This window comes from Chitinophaga alhagiae, assembly GCF_003568665.1.
GTDB classification, from domain to species: Bacteria; Bacteroidota; Bacteroidia; order Chitinophagales; family Chitinophagaceae; genus Chitinophaga; species Chitinophaga alhagiae.
This window is the reverse complement of record NZ_QXMH01000002.1, coordinates 305007-323005: the sequence shown is the minus strand read 5'-3', so window position 1 is coordinate 323005 and position 17999 is coordinate 305007. Positions and strand designations below refer to the sequence as shown.

Sequence of the window (17999 nt, the reverse complement as noted above, 5' to 3'; positions counted from 1 at the left end):
ACCGCCATAATTCACGCCCGTTTTGGTTGTTGTAACAAGGATATTCGTACCTTTAGCCTGTTCGAGGGCTCCAGCGCGTAACTGTATAACACCAGACAGGGAAAACGAATCCAGACCACAATTTTTCCGGCAACCAGATCATGATCAAGCTACTGCTAGCCGCACTGCTTTGCGGCCCTGTATGGGCATGGGGACAAACTGTTACATGGAAAGCTGACAAGGAGCGTTCTACCGTGAAGTTCTCCGTTAATCACCTTGTTATTTCCAAAGTAGACGGCATCTTTAAGAATTTTGAAGGGGATATGACCACCACCGGCCAGGATTTTTCAGATGCGGCCATCACCTTCACCGTGGACGTATTCAGCATTAATACCGGCGATGCCCCGAGGGACAGTCACCTCAAATCAGACGATTTCTTCCATGCAGAAAAGTACCCGTCCATGACTTTCAAAAGCAGCTCCCTTACCAGGGTTACCAACGGTAAATACCTGCTGGCCGGCCAACTGACCATCCGGGACGTTACCAAACCGGTGAAGCTCAACGTGGCCTACAATGGTACCACACAAGACGCTTCCGGCAAACAGCGGGCTGTTTTCAAGGCCAACACCTACCTCAACCGCTTTGACTACAACCTCAAATGGGACAAACTGACGGAAGCGGGGGGCATGGTGGTAGACAAAATGGTGAATATTGAGCTAAAGCTGGAATTTGTGCGGCAATGATTTCATAAGAGCAAGAGGATGAAAGTGTTAGCAATTGCGCTTTGTATTCCCTTATCCTTTAAATTGCGCTATATTTTTTCCGCGTATGTCTAATATTGAAAAGCTTATTTCTATCAGGAATTTTACCAGTGAGCACCATAAAGGCCTAGTGAGCCTCATTTTTGTAGGGAACTGGATCATTTCCAGGCACCAGGCGTTTTTCAAACAATATGACATTACCATGCAGCAGTTCAATATACTGCGCATACTGCGGGGCCAGCACCCCAAAAGCGCCAGCATCAATACCCTGAAAGAAAGGATGCTGGACAAAATGAGCGACGTATCACGCCTGGTGGAACGGCTGCGCAAGGCCGAACTGGTAGAGCGCAAGAGCTGTGAGCTGGACCGGCGGGCGGTAGATGTCAAGATCTCCGTCAAAGGCCTTCAGTTGCTGAAAACCATTGACGAAGAAATTGGCGCCCTGGAAGATACCCTGAAGGCATCCCTCACTGAAAAAGAAGTAGTGCAGCTCAATAAGCTGCTGGATAAATTGTTAAGCACGTATTAGTTTTCCTCCACGTAATCCAGGTCTATCCCGAAAGTTTCCCGCATGGTAAAAGCCGCCACCAAAGCAAGCGCAATACAGATAATGCCGGTGATGAGCCCGCTTTGCAGGTAGGAGAAACCAAAGCTGCCCTGCAACCCGGTAAACACCATGGAAATAACCGGTAACAGCCCCCGCGCGTAGTTGGGAGCCGTAGTGGCCGCCGTGGCCCGCAGGTTGGTGCCGAACTGCTCCGCCGCCACCGTTACGAAAATGGCCCAGAAGCCCACGCTGAAACCCAGTAAGCCGCAAACCGTATAAAAAAGCGCGGCAGACGCCCCGTGCATGTTGAAATACAGCACCACGCAAGCCATCACCAGGGCATAAAAGATGTAGAGCACCTTTTTGCGGCTCCGGATCAGCTGGCTCAGGTAACCGCTGGCAAAGTCTCCCAGCGTGAGCGCGGCGTACCCGATCATGATCACCTTGCCCGGGTCTATATCTCCCTGCACATCCATTTTTTCCGCAAAAGCATTCGAAAATGTCATCAATATACCTACTACATACCAGGTAGGAAGGCCTACCAGTATACATTTGAGATACCGCAGAAAGCGTTCCCGGTTAGTAAAGAACTTGAAATAGTTGCCCCGGCTCACCCCGCCTTTTTCCTTCACGCTGTTGAACATGCCGGACTCTACCACACTGACCCGCAAAATGAGCAGGGCCAGGCCCAGGCCGCCGCCAATGTAATAACAGATGCGCCAGTTGTCTCCAAAGTACTCAGATACAAAATAGGCCACCACCGCGCCGGAAATGCCCACACTGGCCACAATCATGGTGCCCAGCCCACGTTTTTCCTTGGGTAGCACTTCAGATACCAGGGTAATACCGGCGCCCAGTTCGCCCGCCAGGCCCAGGCCGGCTACAAACCGCCATATCATGTACCAGGTAATGGCATGCTCGCCGCTTACCATGCCGTTGGCTACGTTGGCCACGGAATACAGCAGGATGGAGCCGAACAATACGGAAAGGCGGCCGCGCTTGTCGCCCAGCACCCCCCAGATGATGCCGCCTATCAGCATGCCCACCATCTGTATGTTGATGAGCCACATGCCCACATTGTCAATTTCCTCACCCTGCAAACCCAGGTCTGTAAGGCTTTTAATACGAATAATACCGAAAAGGAGAAGATCGTAGATGTCTACAAAGTAGCCCAGGGAGGCCACAATTACTGCCGCGTTCAATAACTTGACCGGTTTCTGCGTGGAATTCATACTGTCTGAATATTTAGAAGGTTGATGTGTTAGCCCATAAATAAAAGAGACGCAAAGTAATTGCGTCTCTCCAGATATACAAGAATTTTACGATTTTATTTCTTCTTCCTCCTTTTTGGCCGGCGCCTCTATAGGGTTGCCAAACTCATCGAAGTGGGAGTGTATGGTAGATTTCCCGAAAATGAACTTGATGGCCACCGGCAGGGTGGTAATGACCACTATAATGATGATGATCCATTCCAGGTGGTCTTTCAGGGTGGGGAAAGCCTTGTCAAGATAATGCCCTGCCAGCATCATGGAAAACACCCAGGAAAAGGAGCCCACAATGTTCCAGAACATGAACTTTTTTCTTTCCATGCCCACTATACCGGCCACAATGGGCGCAAACGTACGTACCACCGGCAGGAAACGGGCCACGAAAATAGCGCCGCCGCCATATTTGTCATATACCTCCTTGGCTTGCCAGAGGTGCTTTTTCTTGAAAAAGAATGTGTCTTTTCTTTTGAACAGGATGGGGCCGGACTTGCGGCCGAACCAGTAACCCACAATATTGCCCAGCACGCCCGTGATGGCGATCAGGGTCATGATCACTACCAGCGGCATGTTGAAAAAGCTCTGGCCCAGCATTTCACCATAAATGCCGGCTATAAAAAGTAAAGAATCTCCTGGCAGGAAAAATCCCACAAACAACCCGGTTTCTGCAAAAATGATAGCCAGAATCAGGTAAAATCCTCCATTCTGAATAATCCACTCGGGGTTAATTAAATGTTTAAAAAACTCGATAATCTGATCCATGCTGTTGTTTAAAAATTAGAATTAGTTAGGACGCCCGAAAATACATCATAATATGTCAAGAGGAAGTTAATATTTTATGAAAGGCAAGCTAGGCCTTCGTTTCAGGCGGCAGTTGCCGGAAATCCACCTCCCCTTCCCATTTCCCGATGACGGCTGTGGCCAGGCAGTTGCCAATAACGTTTACGGAGGTGCGGGCCATGTCCATCAGCTCGTCTATGCCCAGGATGAGGAACACGGGCCATACCGGCAGGTGGAAAGACGCCACGGTGCCGAGGATGATCACCAAAGTGGCACGGGGAACGCCAGCTACGCCTTTGCTGGTAAGCATCAGGGTAAATACCATCAGTATCTGCTGCCCCCAGCTCAGGTGATGGCCGGCGGCCTGCGCTACAAATACGGAGGCCAGCGCCAGGTACAGGGTAGACCCGTCCAGGTTGAAACTATAGCCGGTGGGCATTACAAAGGCGATCACCTTGCGGGGTACGCCCATTCTTTCCATGGCCTCCATGGCCTTGGGCAAGGCAGACTCGGAGCTGGTAGTGGCAAAGGCGATAGACACGGGTTCGGATATTTCCCTGATAAACCGGCCTATGGGCAGTTTGATAATAAGCGCAACAGGTATAAATACCACCAGGATAAAAACAGTGAGGGCTACATACAGGGTGAGCAGCAGCTGCAGCAGGTTGCCGAGCACGGAAAGCCCGCCATGCCCCACCGTGTAGGCAATGGCCGCCCCTACCCCTACCGGGGCAAAGTACATCACTATATTGGTGAACTTGAACATGACCTCAGACAAGCTCTCGCAAAAGCCCAGCATGGGGCCGCGGAATTTGTCTTTCACCAGCAGGAGCGAAATGCCGAATATTACGCTGAACACCACAATGGGCAGAATTTCCCCGTGGTAGATGGATTTGGCAATGTTTTCCGGGAATACGTGGAGGATCACGTCTTGCCAGTTCTGGGGCTTGGTTTCCGGCAGCTTTTCATGCAGCGACTCCGGGGGCATTTTGATGCCTACCCCGGCCTGGCTGATGTTGATGGCGGCCAGGCCTATGAACAAGGCAATGGTGGTCACTATTTCAAAGTAGACCAGGGACTTCCAGCCCATACGCCCTACCTGCTTGATATCCGAATGCCCGGCAATGCCCACCACCAGCGTGGCAAATAACAGGGGGGCAATAACCGTCTTGATCAACTGGAGAAAAACCTTGCTGAGTACCTGGAAGTTGACGGCTATGGCCGGATAATCATGGCCCAGCTCCGCCCCTATGATCATGCTCACCAGTATCCAGGTAGTGAGGGACCTTTTGGTAACGGCAAACCACACAACAGTGGCCACCGTCAGCCAGCGGAGCACCATCAACACCACCAGCGGCACTTCCACCCAACCAAAATGATCGAACGTATGTACAAAGGAAACTATCGTAAAAGTGATCAACGCAACAAGAGCCGCCAGCTTTTTATTCATAGAGGTGATTTAGTTCAAGGTTTTTATCAAAAATTGTCCAAAAATAAGGTTCTCGGCTGAAAATCCCCACAAATGTTGACAGAAAGCGGCCGTGCTGCGGCCTGAACGCACATAAAATAAAATACCGCTTTATGATTTTAGATACTATATTTGACGATCTGTAAAATCTAAACAAGCTCTAAATCAACCTCACATCTTTACTGTATGAGTAGACTTTTTGCCAAGAAATCTCTTCCAATATTACTAGCAGAAGCTTCAGAGTCAGAAAAAGGATTAAAAAGAACACTTAGTTCCTGGGCGCTTGTGGCGCTGGGCATTGGCGCCATTATAGGGGCGGGACTGTTTTCCCTTACCGGCATTGCCGCTGCGGAGAACGCAGGGCCTGCCGTTACTATTTCTTTTGTGCTGGCCGCCGTAGGCTGCGCTTTTGCCGGCCTGTGCTATGCAGAGTTTGCCTCCATGATACCCGTTGCCGGCAGCGCCTACACTTACTCTTATGCCACCATGGGTGAGTTTGTTGCCTGGATCATTGGCTGGGACCTTGTGCTGGAATACGCACTGGGCGCGGCTACCGTGGCGGTAAGCTGGAGCCGCTACCTGCTGGAGTTCCTCCACAAGTTCGGCATTCATATTCCCCACCAGCTGGCGGTATCTCCCTGGGAAACAGTCAAAATGAGCGATGGTACCCTGATCGAAGGCGGCCTGTTTAACCTGCCCGCGGTGATCATTGTGCTGCTGCTCTCCCTGCTGCTCATCAAAGGCACGCGCGAGTCTGCCGGCATGAACAACTTCCTGGTAATTTTGAAAGTGTCCGTGGTGATCGTTTTCATTGTACTGGGCTGGAGCCATATAGACCCCGCCAACTATGACCCGTACATCCCCGCTAATACCGGCAAGTACGAAAACTTCGGCTGGACGGGCATTGCCACCGGGGCGGCCGTGGTGTTCTTTGCCTTTATAGGCTTTGACGCCGTGTCTACCGCCGCGCAGGAGGCCAAAAACCCGCAGAAAGGCATGCCCATAGGCATCCTGGGGTCCCTGGTCATTTGTACCATTCTCTACGTATTGTTCGCCCACGTGATGACGGGGCTGCTGAACTATAAGCTCTTTGCCGGCGATGCCAAACCCGCTGCCACCGCCTTTGCACAAACGGGGTACGACTTTTTGCAGACCGGCCTGATCGTAGCCATCCTGGCCGGTTATACCTCCGTGATACTGGTGATGCTGCTGGGGCAGAGCCGCGTGTTCTACTCCATGAGCCGGGACGGGCTGCTGCCCAAGTTTTTCAGCGACGTTCACCCGAAGTTCAGGACTCCCTGGAAAACCAATGCCTTCTTCATGATATTTGTGAGCCTGTTTGCCGGCCTGGTGCCGGTAAGCGACCTGGGGCACATGGTAAGCATCGGTACCCTCTTCGCCTTCTCCCTGGTATGCATTGGCGTGATCATTATGCGGAAAAAAATGCCGGAAATACCCCGGGCGTTCAAAACCCCGCTGGTGCCCTTTGTACCCATTATGGGCGTGCTGGTATGCGGTTACCTCATGTATTCGCTGCCCAAAGAGAGCTGGATGAGGCTGGGCATATGGCTGGCGCTGGGCCTGGCCATCTATTTCTTCTACAGCAGGCACAACAGCAAACTGGGAAAAGAAAAGTCATAACCTGACCCACAGATCATATTTCAAAGGCCCGCCGCACTCCGCCGCGGGTCTTTTATTTCACGCTATTCTGTCAGAATTTAATATTTTTGCAGCCACATTCAAGGAACTGTATTTTACTATGGGACGTATATTCGAAGTAAGAAAACATACCATGTTTGCCCGCTGGGACCGCATGGCCAAACAATTTACCCGCATCGGAAAGGAAATTGCCATTGCCGTAAAACAAGGCGGCCCTGACCCGGACAATAACCCCGCCCTGCGCCGCTGCTTTCAGAACGCCAAGGGCGTGAACATGCCGAAAGACCGCGTGGAGGCCGCCATCAAACGCGCCATGGGGAAAGACAAAACTGATTATGAAGAAGTTGTATATGAAGGGTATGCGCCGCACGGCGTTGCCGTAATGGTAGAAACCGCTACAGACAATACCACCCGTACCGTTGCCAATGTGCGCATGCACTTCAACCGCGGCGGCGGCAGTCTGGGCAACAGCGGTTCGGTAGGCTTCCTGTTCAACCGCCTGGGTGAGTTCAAGATCAAAAATGAAGGGCAGGACCTGGAAGAGCTGGAACTGGAACTGATAGATTTCGGACTGGAAGAGATCGGGGAAGACAGCGAAGACAACATCATTATCCGCGCCGCTTTCAACGAATTTGGCAACATGGCCAAGGCGCTGGAAGAAAAAGGCATCAACATCATCAGTGCCGAATTGAAAAGGATACCTACCACTACTGTGGAATTGGGAGAAGAACAAGCGAAGGAAGTACTGGAGCTGATTGACCGGTTGGAGCAGGATGAAGATGTACAGCAGGTGTTTCACAACCTGAAATAGTTCATGCATTAAATAGTTAAAGGGCTGACCTGGTAACGGGTCAGCCCTTTGTATTGTAGCTTATAGTAGGTTCGGATGTGCAGGGACCTGTTATACTAAAGCGTTACCACTCAATTTTCGCAGGCGGTGAGAGCGTTCAGCTGTTAATGGCAGCAGTCCGGCAACGCATACAGGCTACTAAGGTCAGGGCGTTTTTTGCAGTTGCGGCTCACGGCAACAGTCTGGCCGGGTGCGCCAAAAGCAAGCTCCCCTTTTACCCCACTACATGCTCCGGCCGGCCGCTCTGAAATGCTTTCACATTGCTCACCACCTTGTCCATCAATCTTTTACGGGCCTCTACCGTAGCCCACGCTATGTGAGGCGTTACCAGGCAGTTTTTTGCCTTGAACAGCGGGTGGCCCGCGGGCGGCGGCTCTGTGCCCAGCACGTCAAGCCCCGCGCCGGCCAGCAGGCCGGCGTTCAATGCGGCAGCCAGGTCTTCTTCGTTAACGAGGGGGCCGCGGCTGGTATTGATCAGAAAAGCGGATGGTTTCATAGTGGCGAGCAGGGCTGCGTTGACAAAACCCTTATTTTCGGCGTTCAGCGGGCAGTGCAGGCTTACGGCGTCTGCCTCCCGGAAACAGGTGGCTTGGTCCGTAAAGGCAACCCCGTTCATTTTATCCCTTTCCGGGTGCTTGTGGCTCACTATAACGCGCATGCCAAAAGCCAGGGCTATTCTGGCCACGGCCTGCCCTATTTGCCCGAAGCCGATAATAGCCAGGGTTTTATGCTGCAGTTCCCACAATGGTTGTTTCCAATAGCTGAAATCAGGATTTTGCGCCCATTCTCCTTTGCGCACACTGTCTGCATGCAGAGCCACGCCCTGCACCAGTTCCAGCAGCAGGGCAAAGGTGAGTTGCGCCACGGAGGCGGTACTGTAAGCGGGCACGTTGCTGACGGTAATGCCCCGTTCCCGTGCTGCTTTAACGTCAACAATATTGTAGCCGGTGGCCATTACCCCAATATACCGCAGGGCCGGCAGTTGCAAAATGGTGTCTGCCGGCACAAATGCCTTGTTGGTAAGAATGATGTCTGCGTCTTTGGCCCGCCCGGCTACCAGTTCCGGCGGGGTACGGTCATATACAGTTACCTTTCCGAGGGTTTTCAGCGCGTCCCAGCTCAGGTCACCAGGGTTGAGGGCATAGCCATCCAGTACAACTATATTCATGAGAATAAAAGTACGGGATTAGCTGAAAAATTACCGGTTAAAAAACATCTACGCGTGCAAAGGTGTTGTTCACCTTGTCTATAACAAAGTTTCCGTAAACAGAGCGGTAGGTACCGTAACATAACTTGCCGTTCAACTGTATGTTGTGCTCTTTACCCAGCGGGTGCATACCTTCCATCAACCTGACAAAACGCATACGCTGCAGTTGGCCGCCGCATTTGCATTTGGTTTCGGAGATCTTCTTGTGGGAATGCACAATATTGCTGCATCTGATACATCTAGCTTCCATGTTACGCTTGTTTGGGTACAAAAATTCAACAGACTTTGGCTGTAAAGTTTGTTTTGTCAGATGTCATCAATGTATGCATATACGCAAAGTGGCGTTGCCGGTGGCTACAACAAACAACAATATGCCGGTATGCTAAAAGGAGAAAATAAGAAAAGGTTCTTCCGTCATGTAAGGTAAACCTGGACCTGTTTTTTCTGGCAATCCTTACCAGCGATCAGAGGATGATGGTTAAACAATTTTGTAAAAACCAGGCCAGGTTCTCATTTTAATTTATCAAAGGATGATGGTTAGTTCGAATTTTTCTGCTTACCTAAGTTACGAAATCAATTACAAAGGAAAAAGTATTCATTGCTGTTACCAGAAAACTGAGGAAGGCCGTTCAAAAGAGAACGGCCCCCATTTTCAGCCTATTTGAACCGTCTAAGCAATGTTTGTTTTCTGTAATACACTGCTAATTTATAGTTTTCCACTACGCGTGTACCAGGCTGAAAACAATGAACAGGGAATGAATAATTGTATCGGAATGAACGTATAAAAAATTGAACGTAAGTTGTTTATACGTTAAAATGAACGATGCTTTTTAAGAAATAATAATTGAGCGCGGGCCACTTGGGGATGGCTGGGGTCACAGTTTACAATGAGGAAATAACTGGCCAGCGGGCTCAACTGCCAGTCGGGCTCCATTTGCCCCGCATAGGAACAATACGTTTTCCGGAAATTCAGTTCCACCGGCACATGTAAGGCCGCGCAGGCACGCATGGCGCGCCGGAGGGCATCCTCCCCTTGTCCAGGCTCATAGCCGAGGGCCTCCAGCACCTCGCTGGCGTAATACGCTACCGCTGTTTCCTGCTCATGCCGGTGCTGGTTTTCCAGTATCTCGTCCAGGTAATCAAATGGCTGCAGTATCATGGTATCTGTTTTTACATGAAACAAGGAGGCTGCTGCGTTCCGGCTTCTTTATAAAAAGGGGTTGCCAACGTCAGGACAGGTCATCAACCGCGTTGCCCCGTCAACCCTGTCTCATCTGCATCAGCCGCGTAAAAAGCTCCTTTTCCTCCTCCGTCAGTTGTTTAGGTACAGCGATCTTCACTTTCACATATAAGTCCCCCGCTGCTTCGCTGCTCCCCTCCAGCGGGGGGATGCCTTTCCCTTTCAGCCGGAACAGCCGGCCGCTGTCCGTTCCCGCGGGGATACTCAGTTGCAGCGGCGTGCCGGGCACCGCTACCGGCACTTTCCCTCCCAGCACGGCGGTATACAGGTCTACCGGCACTTCCATGTGCACATCTTTCCCCTGCAATTCATACTGCCCGTTTGCGGCCAGTTCCACTTCTATCAGCAGATCTCCCGGTTCGCCCCCGTTACGCCCTGGCTGGCCTTTGCCTTTTAACCGCAGTACCTGGCCGTTGTAGGTGCCCTGTTTTATTTTCAGGTTGAGCTTTTGTCCGTTCACTTCTATTTGCCGCGTGGCGCCGGTGTATACGTCCTGCACGTCTACTTTCATGGAGGCATGCAGGTCCCCGCCACGGCGCGTTCTGCTCCGGCCCTGCTGCGCGCGGCTCCGGAAGCCACCGCCAAACAGGTGTTCAAAGAAATCGGAAAACTGGCCCCCCTCTCCAAACATGCTTTCCACATCTTCATACTGCTGCCGGCCGCCGCCTTGTTGCGCCTGCCACTTGCCCCAGTCAAACCCTCCGCCGCCGGCGTTGCCATGCTGCTCGTAGTACTTCCAGTTTTCGCCGAACTCGTCGTATTTCTTCCGTTTTTCCACGTCTTCCAGCACCTCGTACGCCTCATTCAGCTCCTTGAACTTTTCCTCCGCCAGCTTATCGTCCGGGTTCTTATCCGGGTGGTATTTCACCGCCAGTTTCCGGTAAGCCTTTTTGATGTCTTCCGCGCTGGCCTTTTTTTCTACGCCAAGAATTTTATAATAGTCTTTGTACTCCATACTTGTAAGAATAATAACAAATTATGCCGGCGCTTGTTTGCAACCGGGCTTAAAACAGGCGCACCCCCTGCAAGGTACAGGGGGTGCGTTGCTGCGTCAGTTATGTTTGCAGGAACTACTCCCTGATCATGTCCATTACAATTTTCACCACATCTTCCGCATTGGGTTTGGAGAAATAATCCCCATCCGATCCGTAAGCCGGGCGGTGTGCCTGGGCGGCCAGCGTTCTGGGCGCCACATCCAGCCAGCGGTAGCCGCCCTGTACTTCCATTACCTGCTGGAACATGTAAGCGGTGCCGCCGCCGGGCACGTCTTCATCCACAAACAGTATGCGGTTCGTTTTTTTCAGCGATGCCAGGATAGACTGGTGAATATCAAACGGCAACAAGGTCTGCACGTCTATCAGCTCACAGGAAATATCCTGTTGTTCCAGCACCTGCATAGCGTCTTCGATCACCCTCAGGGTAGAGCCGTAAGATACGATGGTGATGTCTGTACCGGGGTGCAGTATTTCCGTTACGCCCAGCGGCACGGTGAAATCCTGCAGGTTTTCCGGCAGGCGCTCCTTGAGGCGGTAGCCGTTCAGCGCCTCTATCATAATGGCCGGCTCGTTGGCTTTCAGCAGCGTGTTGTACATGCCGGCGGCCTGTACCATGTTGCGGGGTACGCATACATGTATGCCGCGCAGCGAGTTCACGATCATACCCATCGGCGAGCCGGAGTGCCAGATGCCCTCCAGGCGGTGGCCACGGGTACGTACAATGATCGGGCAGAACTGCGTGCCTCTTGTTCTGTATTGCAGCGATGCCACATCATCGCTCAGCGGCTGCAGGCCATACAGCAGGTAATCCAGGTACTGGATCTCCGCAATGGGGCGCAGGCCGCGCAACGCCATGCCAATGCCCTGGCCCATGATGGTCAGTTCACGGATGCCGGTGTCTGCAATGCGTGTTTTGCCGTGTTTTTGCTGCAGGCCGGCAAAGCCCTGGTTCACATCGCCAATTTTGCCAACGTCTTCCCCAAAGGCAAATACCAGCGGGTGGTGGCTGAACAACTGGTCAAAGTACCGGTTCAGTATTTCGTAGCCGTTGATCAGCGGTGCGTCTTCCGCATATTGCGCCGGCACCTCCGGTACATTGAGCACGGAATTGGGCCCGGTGGCATAGAGGTAGGTATTGTAATTTTCTTTTTCGACGGCCAGTTGGCGGTCATAGAACTGCTGCAGGTCCTCCAGCGCGGCGGAAAAGTTGCGGGGGTGTTTGAAAAGTATGCCTGCGGCCGTTTTCAAGACGTCCCTGCGTTGCGGCTCGCGGTTGGAGGCCAGTTCCTGCATTACCTTCGTAATATAGGCGGTATCTCCAAGGCCCTCTCCCAGCAATGCTTCGCACAGGCTGAGCAACTCCTGCACCTGCGCCTTGATGGGCGCAATGTATTTTTCCCAGGCGGCACGGCGACTGTCTTGCGCAATAGTTTTGGCTTCCGCTTCTATTTGCTGCAGCAGCGCCTCGTCTGCCAGTGCATTTCCCAACAGCCACTGCCGCATTTTCAAGTTGCAGTCAAATTCTTTTTCCCACGCCAGCCGCTCTTTGCTTTTATACCGCTCATGGCTGCCCGAAGTGGAGTGGCCCTGCGGCTGCGTGATCTCTTCCACATGAAAGAGCACGGGCACGTGGGTTTCGCGGGCTTTGCGAATGCCTTCTTCGAAGGTTTCGCACATGCCTGCATAGTCCCATCCTTTTACGTTATATATTTCCAGCCCGTTGGAGTTGCCGCTTTTGCGGAAACCTTCCATGGCTATGCTGATAGAACCTTTAGTAGTCTGGTACTTGCGGGGAACGGAAATGCCGTAACCATCGTCCCATACAAAGATCACCAGGGGCACCTGCAATACGCCGGCGGCGTTGACGGTTTCCCAGAAGTGGCCTTCGCTCGTAGAGGCGTCACCGATAGTAGCAAAGCATACTTCGTTGCCGTTGCGGGAAAGATGATCGTACTGCTGCAGTTCCGGCACTTCGCGGAACAGTTTGCTGGCATAGGCCAGCCCCAGCGCACGTGGCATCTGGGCAGCGGTAGGCGCCATGTCTGCGGCAGTATTCTTCATGGCGGCCAGGTTCAGCCAGTTGCCTTCCGCATCTATATTGGGCGTGGCAAAATGGGAGTTCATCTGGCGCCCGGCAGAAAAGGGGTCATTATTAATGTCCGGATCTGCATACAACTGTGAAAAGAACTGCTCCACGGTGGCAATGCCGCTGGCAAAGGCAATGGTCTGGTCACGGTAATAACCGGAGCGGAAATCGCCCGGTTTGAAATATTTTGTCATGGCTATCTGCGCCACTTCCTTGCCGTCCCCAAAAATGCCAAATTTCGCTTTGCCGGTCAGCACCTCCCGGCGGCCCAGCAGGCTTACCTCCCTGCTGATGCAAGCGAGCCGGAAATCATTCAACACTTCCTTGCGGAATTCCTCAAACGACAACTGGCTCTGCATATTCATAGCTAATTCGTTGTTTTCGATCATGCCAACCTTGGTTAAAACACAAATGTAAAGGAAAAATGGTGAATGGGTAATATCCCTGTTGCTCCCTGTGAATAATTAAATTTTTAAGAAATTTTTAATATCTTGCTACCTGCGGTTCAATTTTTGGCCGTAAATTTGATCTGGAAACTGGTGTGAACTATATCGTTTTAACCAATCGTTTAAAACCAAACTTGACATGAAAAAATTTATCTTATCCCTATTTGCGAGCATGCTGCTGGCCACCGGTGCGTGGGCACAGGCCCAGAACGGTTCAGGCGCGGCCAATGCCGTAGATGCGAAACTGAAGTTCAAGAAGGAAACTGTTGATTTTGGCGTAACCAAGCTGAACAAACCGGTAACTGTTACGTTCGAATTTACCAATATTTCCACAGCGCCCGTGCTGATCGAAACGGCAAAGGCCAGTTGCGGTTGTACGGTGCCTAACTGGACCGTAGAACCGATCCTGCCGGGCAAAAGCGGTAAAATAACCGCCACCTACAGCGCCAACGCAACAGGCAAGCCCACCAAAACCGTGTATCTGAAGCTCAAGGGAGTAGATCAGGAAAAAGAACTGGTGATCACCGGCACAGTAGAGAACTAAAAGCGTAAAAGCTCACTGATATCGGCCCCCGTTCATAACGGGGGCTTTTTTATTATATGCTTCCCTTAACTTTGCATCGCTAAAATCAGACACCAAATGCCTAAGATCAGTCAACGGGGGCAGATCATGCCGCCCTCGCCCATCCGCAAGCTGGTACCCTTTGCAGAAGCAGCTAAAAAAAGAGGGACCAAAGTTTATCACCTGAACATCGGCCAACCGGATATTGAAACGCCGGCACCCATACTGGAAGCCGTACGGAAATCTGACTTCAAGATACTGGAATACAGCCACAGCGCGGGTAACGAGAGCTACCGCCGGAAACTGACCGGTTATTACAGCAAATTCGGCATTACGGTAGACCATACGGAGATCATTGTGACCACAGGCGGTTCCGAGGCTATTATTTTCGGTTTTATGGCCTGCCTGGACCCCGGTGATGAAGTGATTGTTCCGGAGCCGTTTTACGCTAACTACAACGGGTTTGCCGTAGAGGCGGAGGTGAACATAGTACCCGTTACATCTACCATAGACACAGGCTTTGCCCTCCCCCCCATTGAGGATTTCGAGAAGATGATAACGCCTAAAACAAAGGCCATCCTCATCTGCAACCCCAACAACCCCACCGGCTACCTGTACAGCCGCGCGGAAATGGAGGTTTTGAAAGCCCTTTGCCTGAAACACAACCTGTTTTTGTTCTCTGACGAGGCTTACCGGGAATTCAGCTACGACGGCGAAAATATTTCCGCCCTGCATATTGCCGGCCTGGAGCAGCATGTAGTAGTATTTGATACCATTTCCAAACGTTATAGTGCCTGCGGGGCCCGTATTGGCGCCGTAGTAACGCATAACCGCGGCCTGCTTGACGCGGTGATGAAGTTTGCCCAGGCCCGCCTGAGCCCGCCCAGCTTTGCGCAGATTGCTGCAGAAGCTGCGGTAGACCTGCCGGATAATTATTTTGACAGCATCAAGGCGGAATACCAGGGCCGGCGGGATTTGCTGGTGGCGCGGCTGAATGCCATACCCGGCGTATTCTGCCCCAACCCGGGCGGTGCTTTTTACGCCATGGCCCGCTTGCCTATTGATGACGCCGACAAGTTCTGCCAGTGGTTGCTAGAGTCTTTTGCCCACGAGCAACAGACGGTCATGCTGTCTCCCGCCACCGGTTTTTACGCCACTCCCGGCCTTGGCAGGCAGGAAGTGCGGCTGGCATATGTATTGAACCTGGAAGATATTGCCAAAGCCATGGATTGCCTGGCTAAAGCATTGGAAGTATATCCAGGCCGCCAGTAAAACCATTCACCACAGACCGGTAAAATCCAGCAGCTTAATGTTAAAAAAACATTACCATTTCAAAACATGACAAAAATCATGTTTCCCAAATTATCGGCTGCAATGCTTATGAACATTGAATATTTACATTATAAATAATTACATATTTAATTTTTAGGCTAAAAAGAGTAAAATTTTCGGAAAATGAATTTTGAAATTTAAATTTATTGCCTACTTTTACTGTGTAATCAAGACACAAAGGGTTAATATAACAAATAATAAAAAGTTAAATCTATGTGGACGAAAATACGGAACCTCCTTAGCAAAAATTTAACTTGTATAATTTTGACAAATGGGAAAATGGCGCGACCTTTGCATTATCAACATTATGTAAAAAGTCGGCGACAAACTAAAACGTTTTAGCTAATTAATCATATTTTTGTATCAGTTTTTCATAACGTGGAATTTATAAAGGCAAACGGCTCTGTTCACAGAGCCGTATTTTTTTATCCTTAATTCCCATATTTATCTTTTTCCAACCGATTGCAATTTAAATTCCTCTATTTCAAGGAAATTTCAGCCCAATTTGCCGCCATAAGCTCCTGATTTTTTCATAATATTGTCATGTAATGAAAAGACAAGGTGGGTATTGTGCTTAACCGCGCAGTACCTTTCGCTAGTTTTCATAACGTGGAATTTTAAAATGCAACGGTCCTGATTCCTCAGGACCGTTTATATTTTTTCCAGTAATGTACAATGCGAAGGGATTTCCTTACATGTTTGCGCGGATCATTGTGAAAAAGTCGTCAAACAGGTAGCGGGAATCGTGCGGGCCGGGGGTGGACTCCGGGTGATATTGCACAGAAAAGGCGGGTTTGTTCTTGATGCGGATGCCTTCTACAGACTGATCGTTCAGGTTCACGTGCGTAACTTCCACATTGTCAGAGGCTGCCACCGCTTTTGCGTCTATGGCAAAACCATGGTTCTGGGTGGTGATCTCACACTTGCCGGTGAGCAGGTTCTTTACCGGGTGGTTGAGCCCCCTGTGGCCGTGGTGCATTTTGTACGTAGGGATGCCATTGGCCATGGCCAGCAATTGGTGGCCCAGGCAGATACCGAACAGCGGGCGGTTGGCCGCCAGCACTTTTTTGATGGTCTCTACCGCGTATGCGAGCGGCGCCGGGTCACCAGGGCCGTTGGATATAAAATAAGCATGCGGCTGGAAGGTCTCGCATTCCTCAAAGCTGGTTTGCGTGGGATGCACCTTCAGGTAGGCCCCTTTTTCGGACAGGCATTTGAGCATGTTGCGTTTTACCCCATTGTCCAGCACAGCTATGCGGATCTCTGCATTCGGGTCTCCTACAAAATAAGGCTCTTGGGTAGACACTTCCGCGCAGAGCGCCAGCCCTTCCATGGAAGGCACTTTACTCAACTCTTCCTTCAGCTTCTTTTCATCCAGTATTTCAGAGGAAATAATGCAGTTCATGGCGCCTTTGCTGCGGATGTGAGATACCAGGGCGCGGGTATCTACTTCATGAATGGCTACCAGGTTGTTATCTTCCAGGAATTTAGCCAGGGATTCGTCCGCCATTTTGCGGGAGTAGTTATGCGCAATATTTTTACAGATCAACCCGCTGATTTTCACACTGCTGCTTTCCACATCCTCATTTTTGGTACCATAGTTACCCACGTAACAGTTGTTCATAATCAGCACCTGCCCTTTGTAGGAAGGATCTGTGAAAACTTCCTGGTAACCGGTCATACCTGTATTAAAACAAAGTTCGCCGGATGCGGTCCCAACTTTTCCGAACGCTTTACCATGAAAAACGGTGCCATCTTCTAACAACAGCATGGCGGGCTGTGTGGATCTGGTAGTTTGCGGCATTCTGCTTACCCTTTCTTTTTTATGTTCCGGAACGGAACGGTTAAAACTTTGCAAAGTTAGGGCATGATTTTGAATTTTGAGCAGCTAATTTACGGCCGTTCAGTTCATTTGGGCGGATTTTAACACTTCTTCCGCCACGCGCCTGCCTGTGGAGTCATTTCCGGGGTGGATGACCAGTACTTGTACACTGATGCCGCCTTTCACTACCACCAGGCTGCTGAACTCCATGGGGGCGGAATGATCCTGCACGTAGCTGCCCTGCTGCCACATGGCCGGCGCGCCGTTAAGCTGCACCCGCTTTTCGCTGTAACTGAACTGTGAAACGCCCTTTTGCCTTGCCAGCACGTCTGCCGCCTTTCTGGCAGACGGCTCCAGGTCTACCTGCGAGTGAGACAGGAAAATGGCTTCTTCCATGGTTATTTCCAGCCCTTCTGCCCTGCCGCCGCCTGTGAATGCCTTAAAACGCAGGTTGGGCATATCTTTCCGGTCTGCCGGAGAAAGGGACAAGGGCGTCTGGAGACGCAGCACATTGCCCCTGAAAGTACGCCAGTTACCGGTTTCCAGCATGGCGGCCGGTACCGTGGGTTTGCTGAACATCTTTACCAGTCCCGGGCCGTACCAGGCACCCAGCGTACTGCAGGCCACCAGCACCACTATACCGGTGATCAGTGCCGCTTTCTGACGGATGGTGAATATCCAGTGCTGTGATTTTCTTTCAGCGGCCTGCCGGGCTTCCTCGGAAATACCCGTTTCTTCCGCAAACTCCTCAAAGCTGCCCTGTGGGTGATGGGCCTGCCAGGCAGCAAAAGTAAGCGGGAATTTTTTGCCGCAATGATCGCAGAAGGTGATGTATCCGGATTTGAGGGCACTGTGCCGGGCACAATGACCACATTGGAGGTAGCGCATAGGTATGGGATGTTTTAGCTAAATTAATAAATTTTTACATATAACATCCACAAAGGCGGGAAATGTTCCCGGGTAACCGGGTGACCTTTATCTATAAAAAAAGCTGCCCTCT

Annotated in this window: 16 protein-coding genes; 6 read left to right on the top strand and 10 right to left on the bottom strand. The window is 51.2% G+C overall.

The annotated features are described in order from the left end of the window. Positions 1-140: 140 nt before the first annotated feature. Together D3A97_RS12260 and D3A97_RS12255 are read left to right on the top strand one after the other, a co-directional pair. A complete protein-coding gene (locus D3A97_RS12260; protein ID WP_119078789.1) occupies positions 141-722 on the top strand; it encodes a YceI family protein in 582 nt (193 codons plus the stop codon). Positions 723-807: 85 nt separating this feature from the next. Next, complete coding sequence (locus D3A97_RS12255; protein WP_119078788.1) at positions 808-1269, top strand: MarR family winged helix-turn-helix transcriptional regulator; 462 nt, start codon at positions 808-810, stop codon at positions 1267-1269. Here the strand turns inward: D3A97_RS12255 and D3A97_RS12250 are convergent. The 3 genes from D3A97_RS12250 to D3A97_RS12240 form a co-directional block, all read right to left on the bottom strand. Beyond that, positions 1266-2519 (bottom strand): MFS transporter, encoded by a 1254-nt coding sequence (locus D3A97_RS12250; protein ID WP_119078787.1) that lies wholly within the window; start codon positions 2517-2519, stop codon positions 1266-1268. The genes D3A97_RS12255 and D3A97_RS12250 overlap by 4 nt on opposite strands. A gap of 87 nt (positions 2520-2606) precedes the next feature. Then, entirely contained in the window at positions 2607-3203 is a 597-nt protein-coding gene (locus tag D3A97_RS12245) for a DedA family protein (protein ID WP_232825949.1), read from the bottom strand. Positions 3204-3402: 199 nt separating this feature from the next. Continuing rightward, on the bottom strand, positions 3403-4782 hold the full coding sequence (locus D3A97_RS12240) for a dicarboxylate/amino acid:cation symporter (protein ID WP_119078785.1): 1380 nt from the start codon (positions 4780-4782) through the stop codon (positions 3403-3405). 204 nt (positions 4783-4986) lie between these two features. Between D3A97_RS12240 and D3A97_RS12235 the strand changes: the two genes are divergently transcribed. Continuing rightward, on the top strand, positions 4987-6441 hold the full coding sequence (locus tag D3A97_RS12235; RefSeq protein WP_119078784.1) for an amino acid permease: 1455 nt from the start codon (positions 4987-4989) through the stop codon (positions 6439-6441). 118 nt (positions 6442-6559) lie between these two features. Beyond that, the gene (locus D3A97_RS12230; protein ID WP_119078783.1) at positions 6560-7270 is read left to right on the top strand and encodes a YebC/PmpR family DNA-binding transcriptional regulator; all 711 of its coding nucleotides are present in this window, start codon (positions 6560-6562) and stop codon (positions 7268-7270) included. A gap of 253 nt (positions 7271-7523) precedes the next feature. Here D3A97_RS12230 and D3A97_RS12225 read toward each other — a convergent pair whose 3' ends face one another. The 5 genes from D3A97_RS12225 to D3A97_RS12205 form a co-directional block, all read right to left on the bottom strand. After that, positions 7524-8477 (bottom strand): D-2-hydroxyacid dehydrogenase, encoded by a 954-nt coding sequence (locus D3A97_RS12225; RefSeq protein ID WP_119078782.1) that lies wholly within the window; start codon positions 8475-8477, stop codon positions 7524-7526. 37 nt (positions 8478-8514) lie between these two features. Beyond that, on the bottom strand, positions 8515-8766 hold the full coding sequence (locus D3A97_RS12220; RefSeq protein ID WP_119078781.1) for a hypothetical protein: 252 nt from the start codon (positions 8764-8766) through the stop codon (positions 8515-8517). 561 nt (positions 8767-9327) lie between these two features. Beyond that, a complete protein-coding gene (locus D3A97_RS12215; protein WP_157986505.1) occupies positions 9328-9675 on the bottom strand; it encodes a damage-inducible protein D in 348 nt (115 codons plus the stop codon). A 100-nt stretch (positions 9676-9775) separates the two neighbouring features. Beyond that, positions 9776-10711, bottom strand: coding sequence for a DnaJ C-terminal domain-containing protein (locus D3A97_RS12210; RefSeq protein WP_119078779.1), 936 nt, complete (start codon positions 10709-10711; stop codon positions 9776-9778). A gap of 115 nt (positions 10712-10826) precedes the next feature. Next, complete coding sequence (locus tag D3A97_RS12205) at positions 10827-13202, bottom strand: alpha-ketoacid dehydrogenase subunit alpha/beta (protein ID WP_232825948.1); 2376 nt, start codon at positions 13200-13202, stop codon at positions 10827-10829. A 220-nt stretch (positions 13203-13422) separates the two neighbouring features. Between D3A97_RS12205 and D3A97_RS12200 the strand changes: the two genes are divergently transcribed. Both D3A97_RS12200 and D3A97_RS12195 read left to right on the top strand, forming a co-directional pair. Then, a complete protein-coding gene (locus D3A97_RS12200; protein WP_119078777.1) occupies positions 13423-13827 on the top strand; it encodes a DUF1573 domain-containing protein in 405 nt (134 codons plus the stop codon). Positions 13828-13923: 96 nt separating this feature from the next. Beyond that, a complete protein-coding gene (locus tag D3A97_RS12195) occupies positions 13924-15117 on the top strand; it encodes a pyridoxal phosphate-dependent aminotransferase (RefSeq protein ID WP_119078776.1) in 1194 nt (397 codons plus the stop codon). 751 nt (positions 15118-15868) lie between these two features. Here D3A97_RS12195 and carA read toward each other — a convergent pair. Then, positions 15869-16948, bottom strand: a complete 1080-nt coding sequence (carA, locus tag D3A97_RS12190; RefSeq protein WP_232825990.1) for a glutamine-hydrolyzing carbamoyl-phosphate synthase small subunit — start codon at positions 16946-16948, stop codon at positions 15869-15871. 132 nt (positions 16949-17080) lie between these two features. Beyond that, entirely contained in the window at positions 17081-17887 is an 807-nt protein-coding gene (locus tag D3A97_RS12185; RefSeq protein WP_119078775.1) for a hypothetical protein, read from the bottom strand. Positions 17888-17999: the final 112 nt, after the last annotated feature.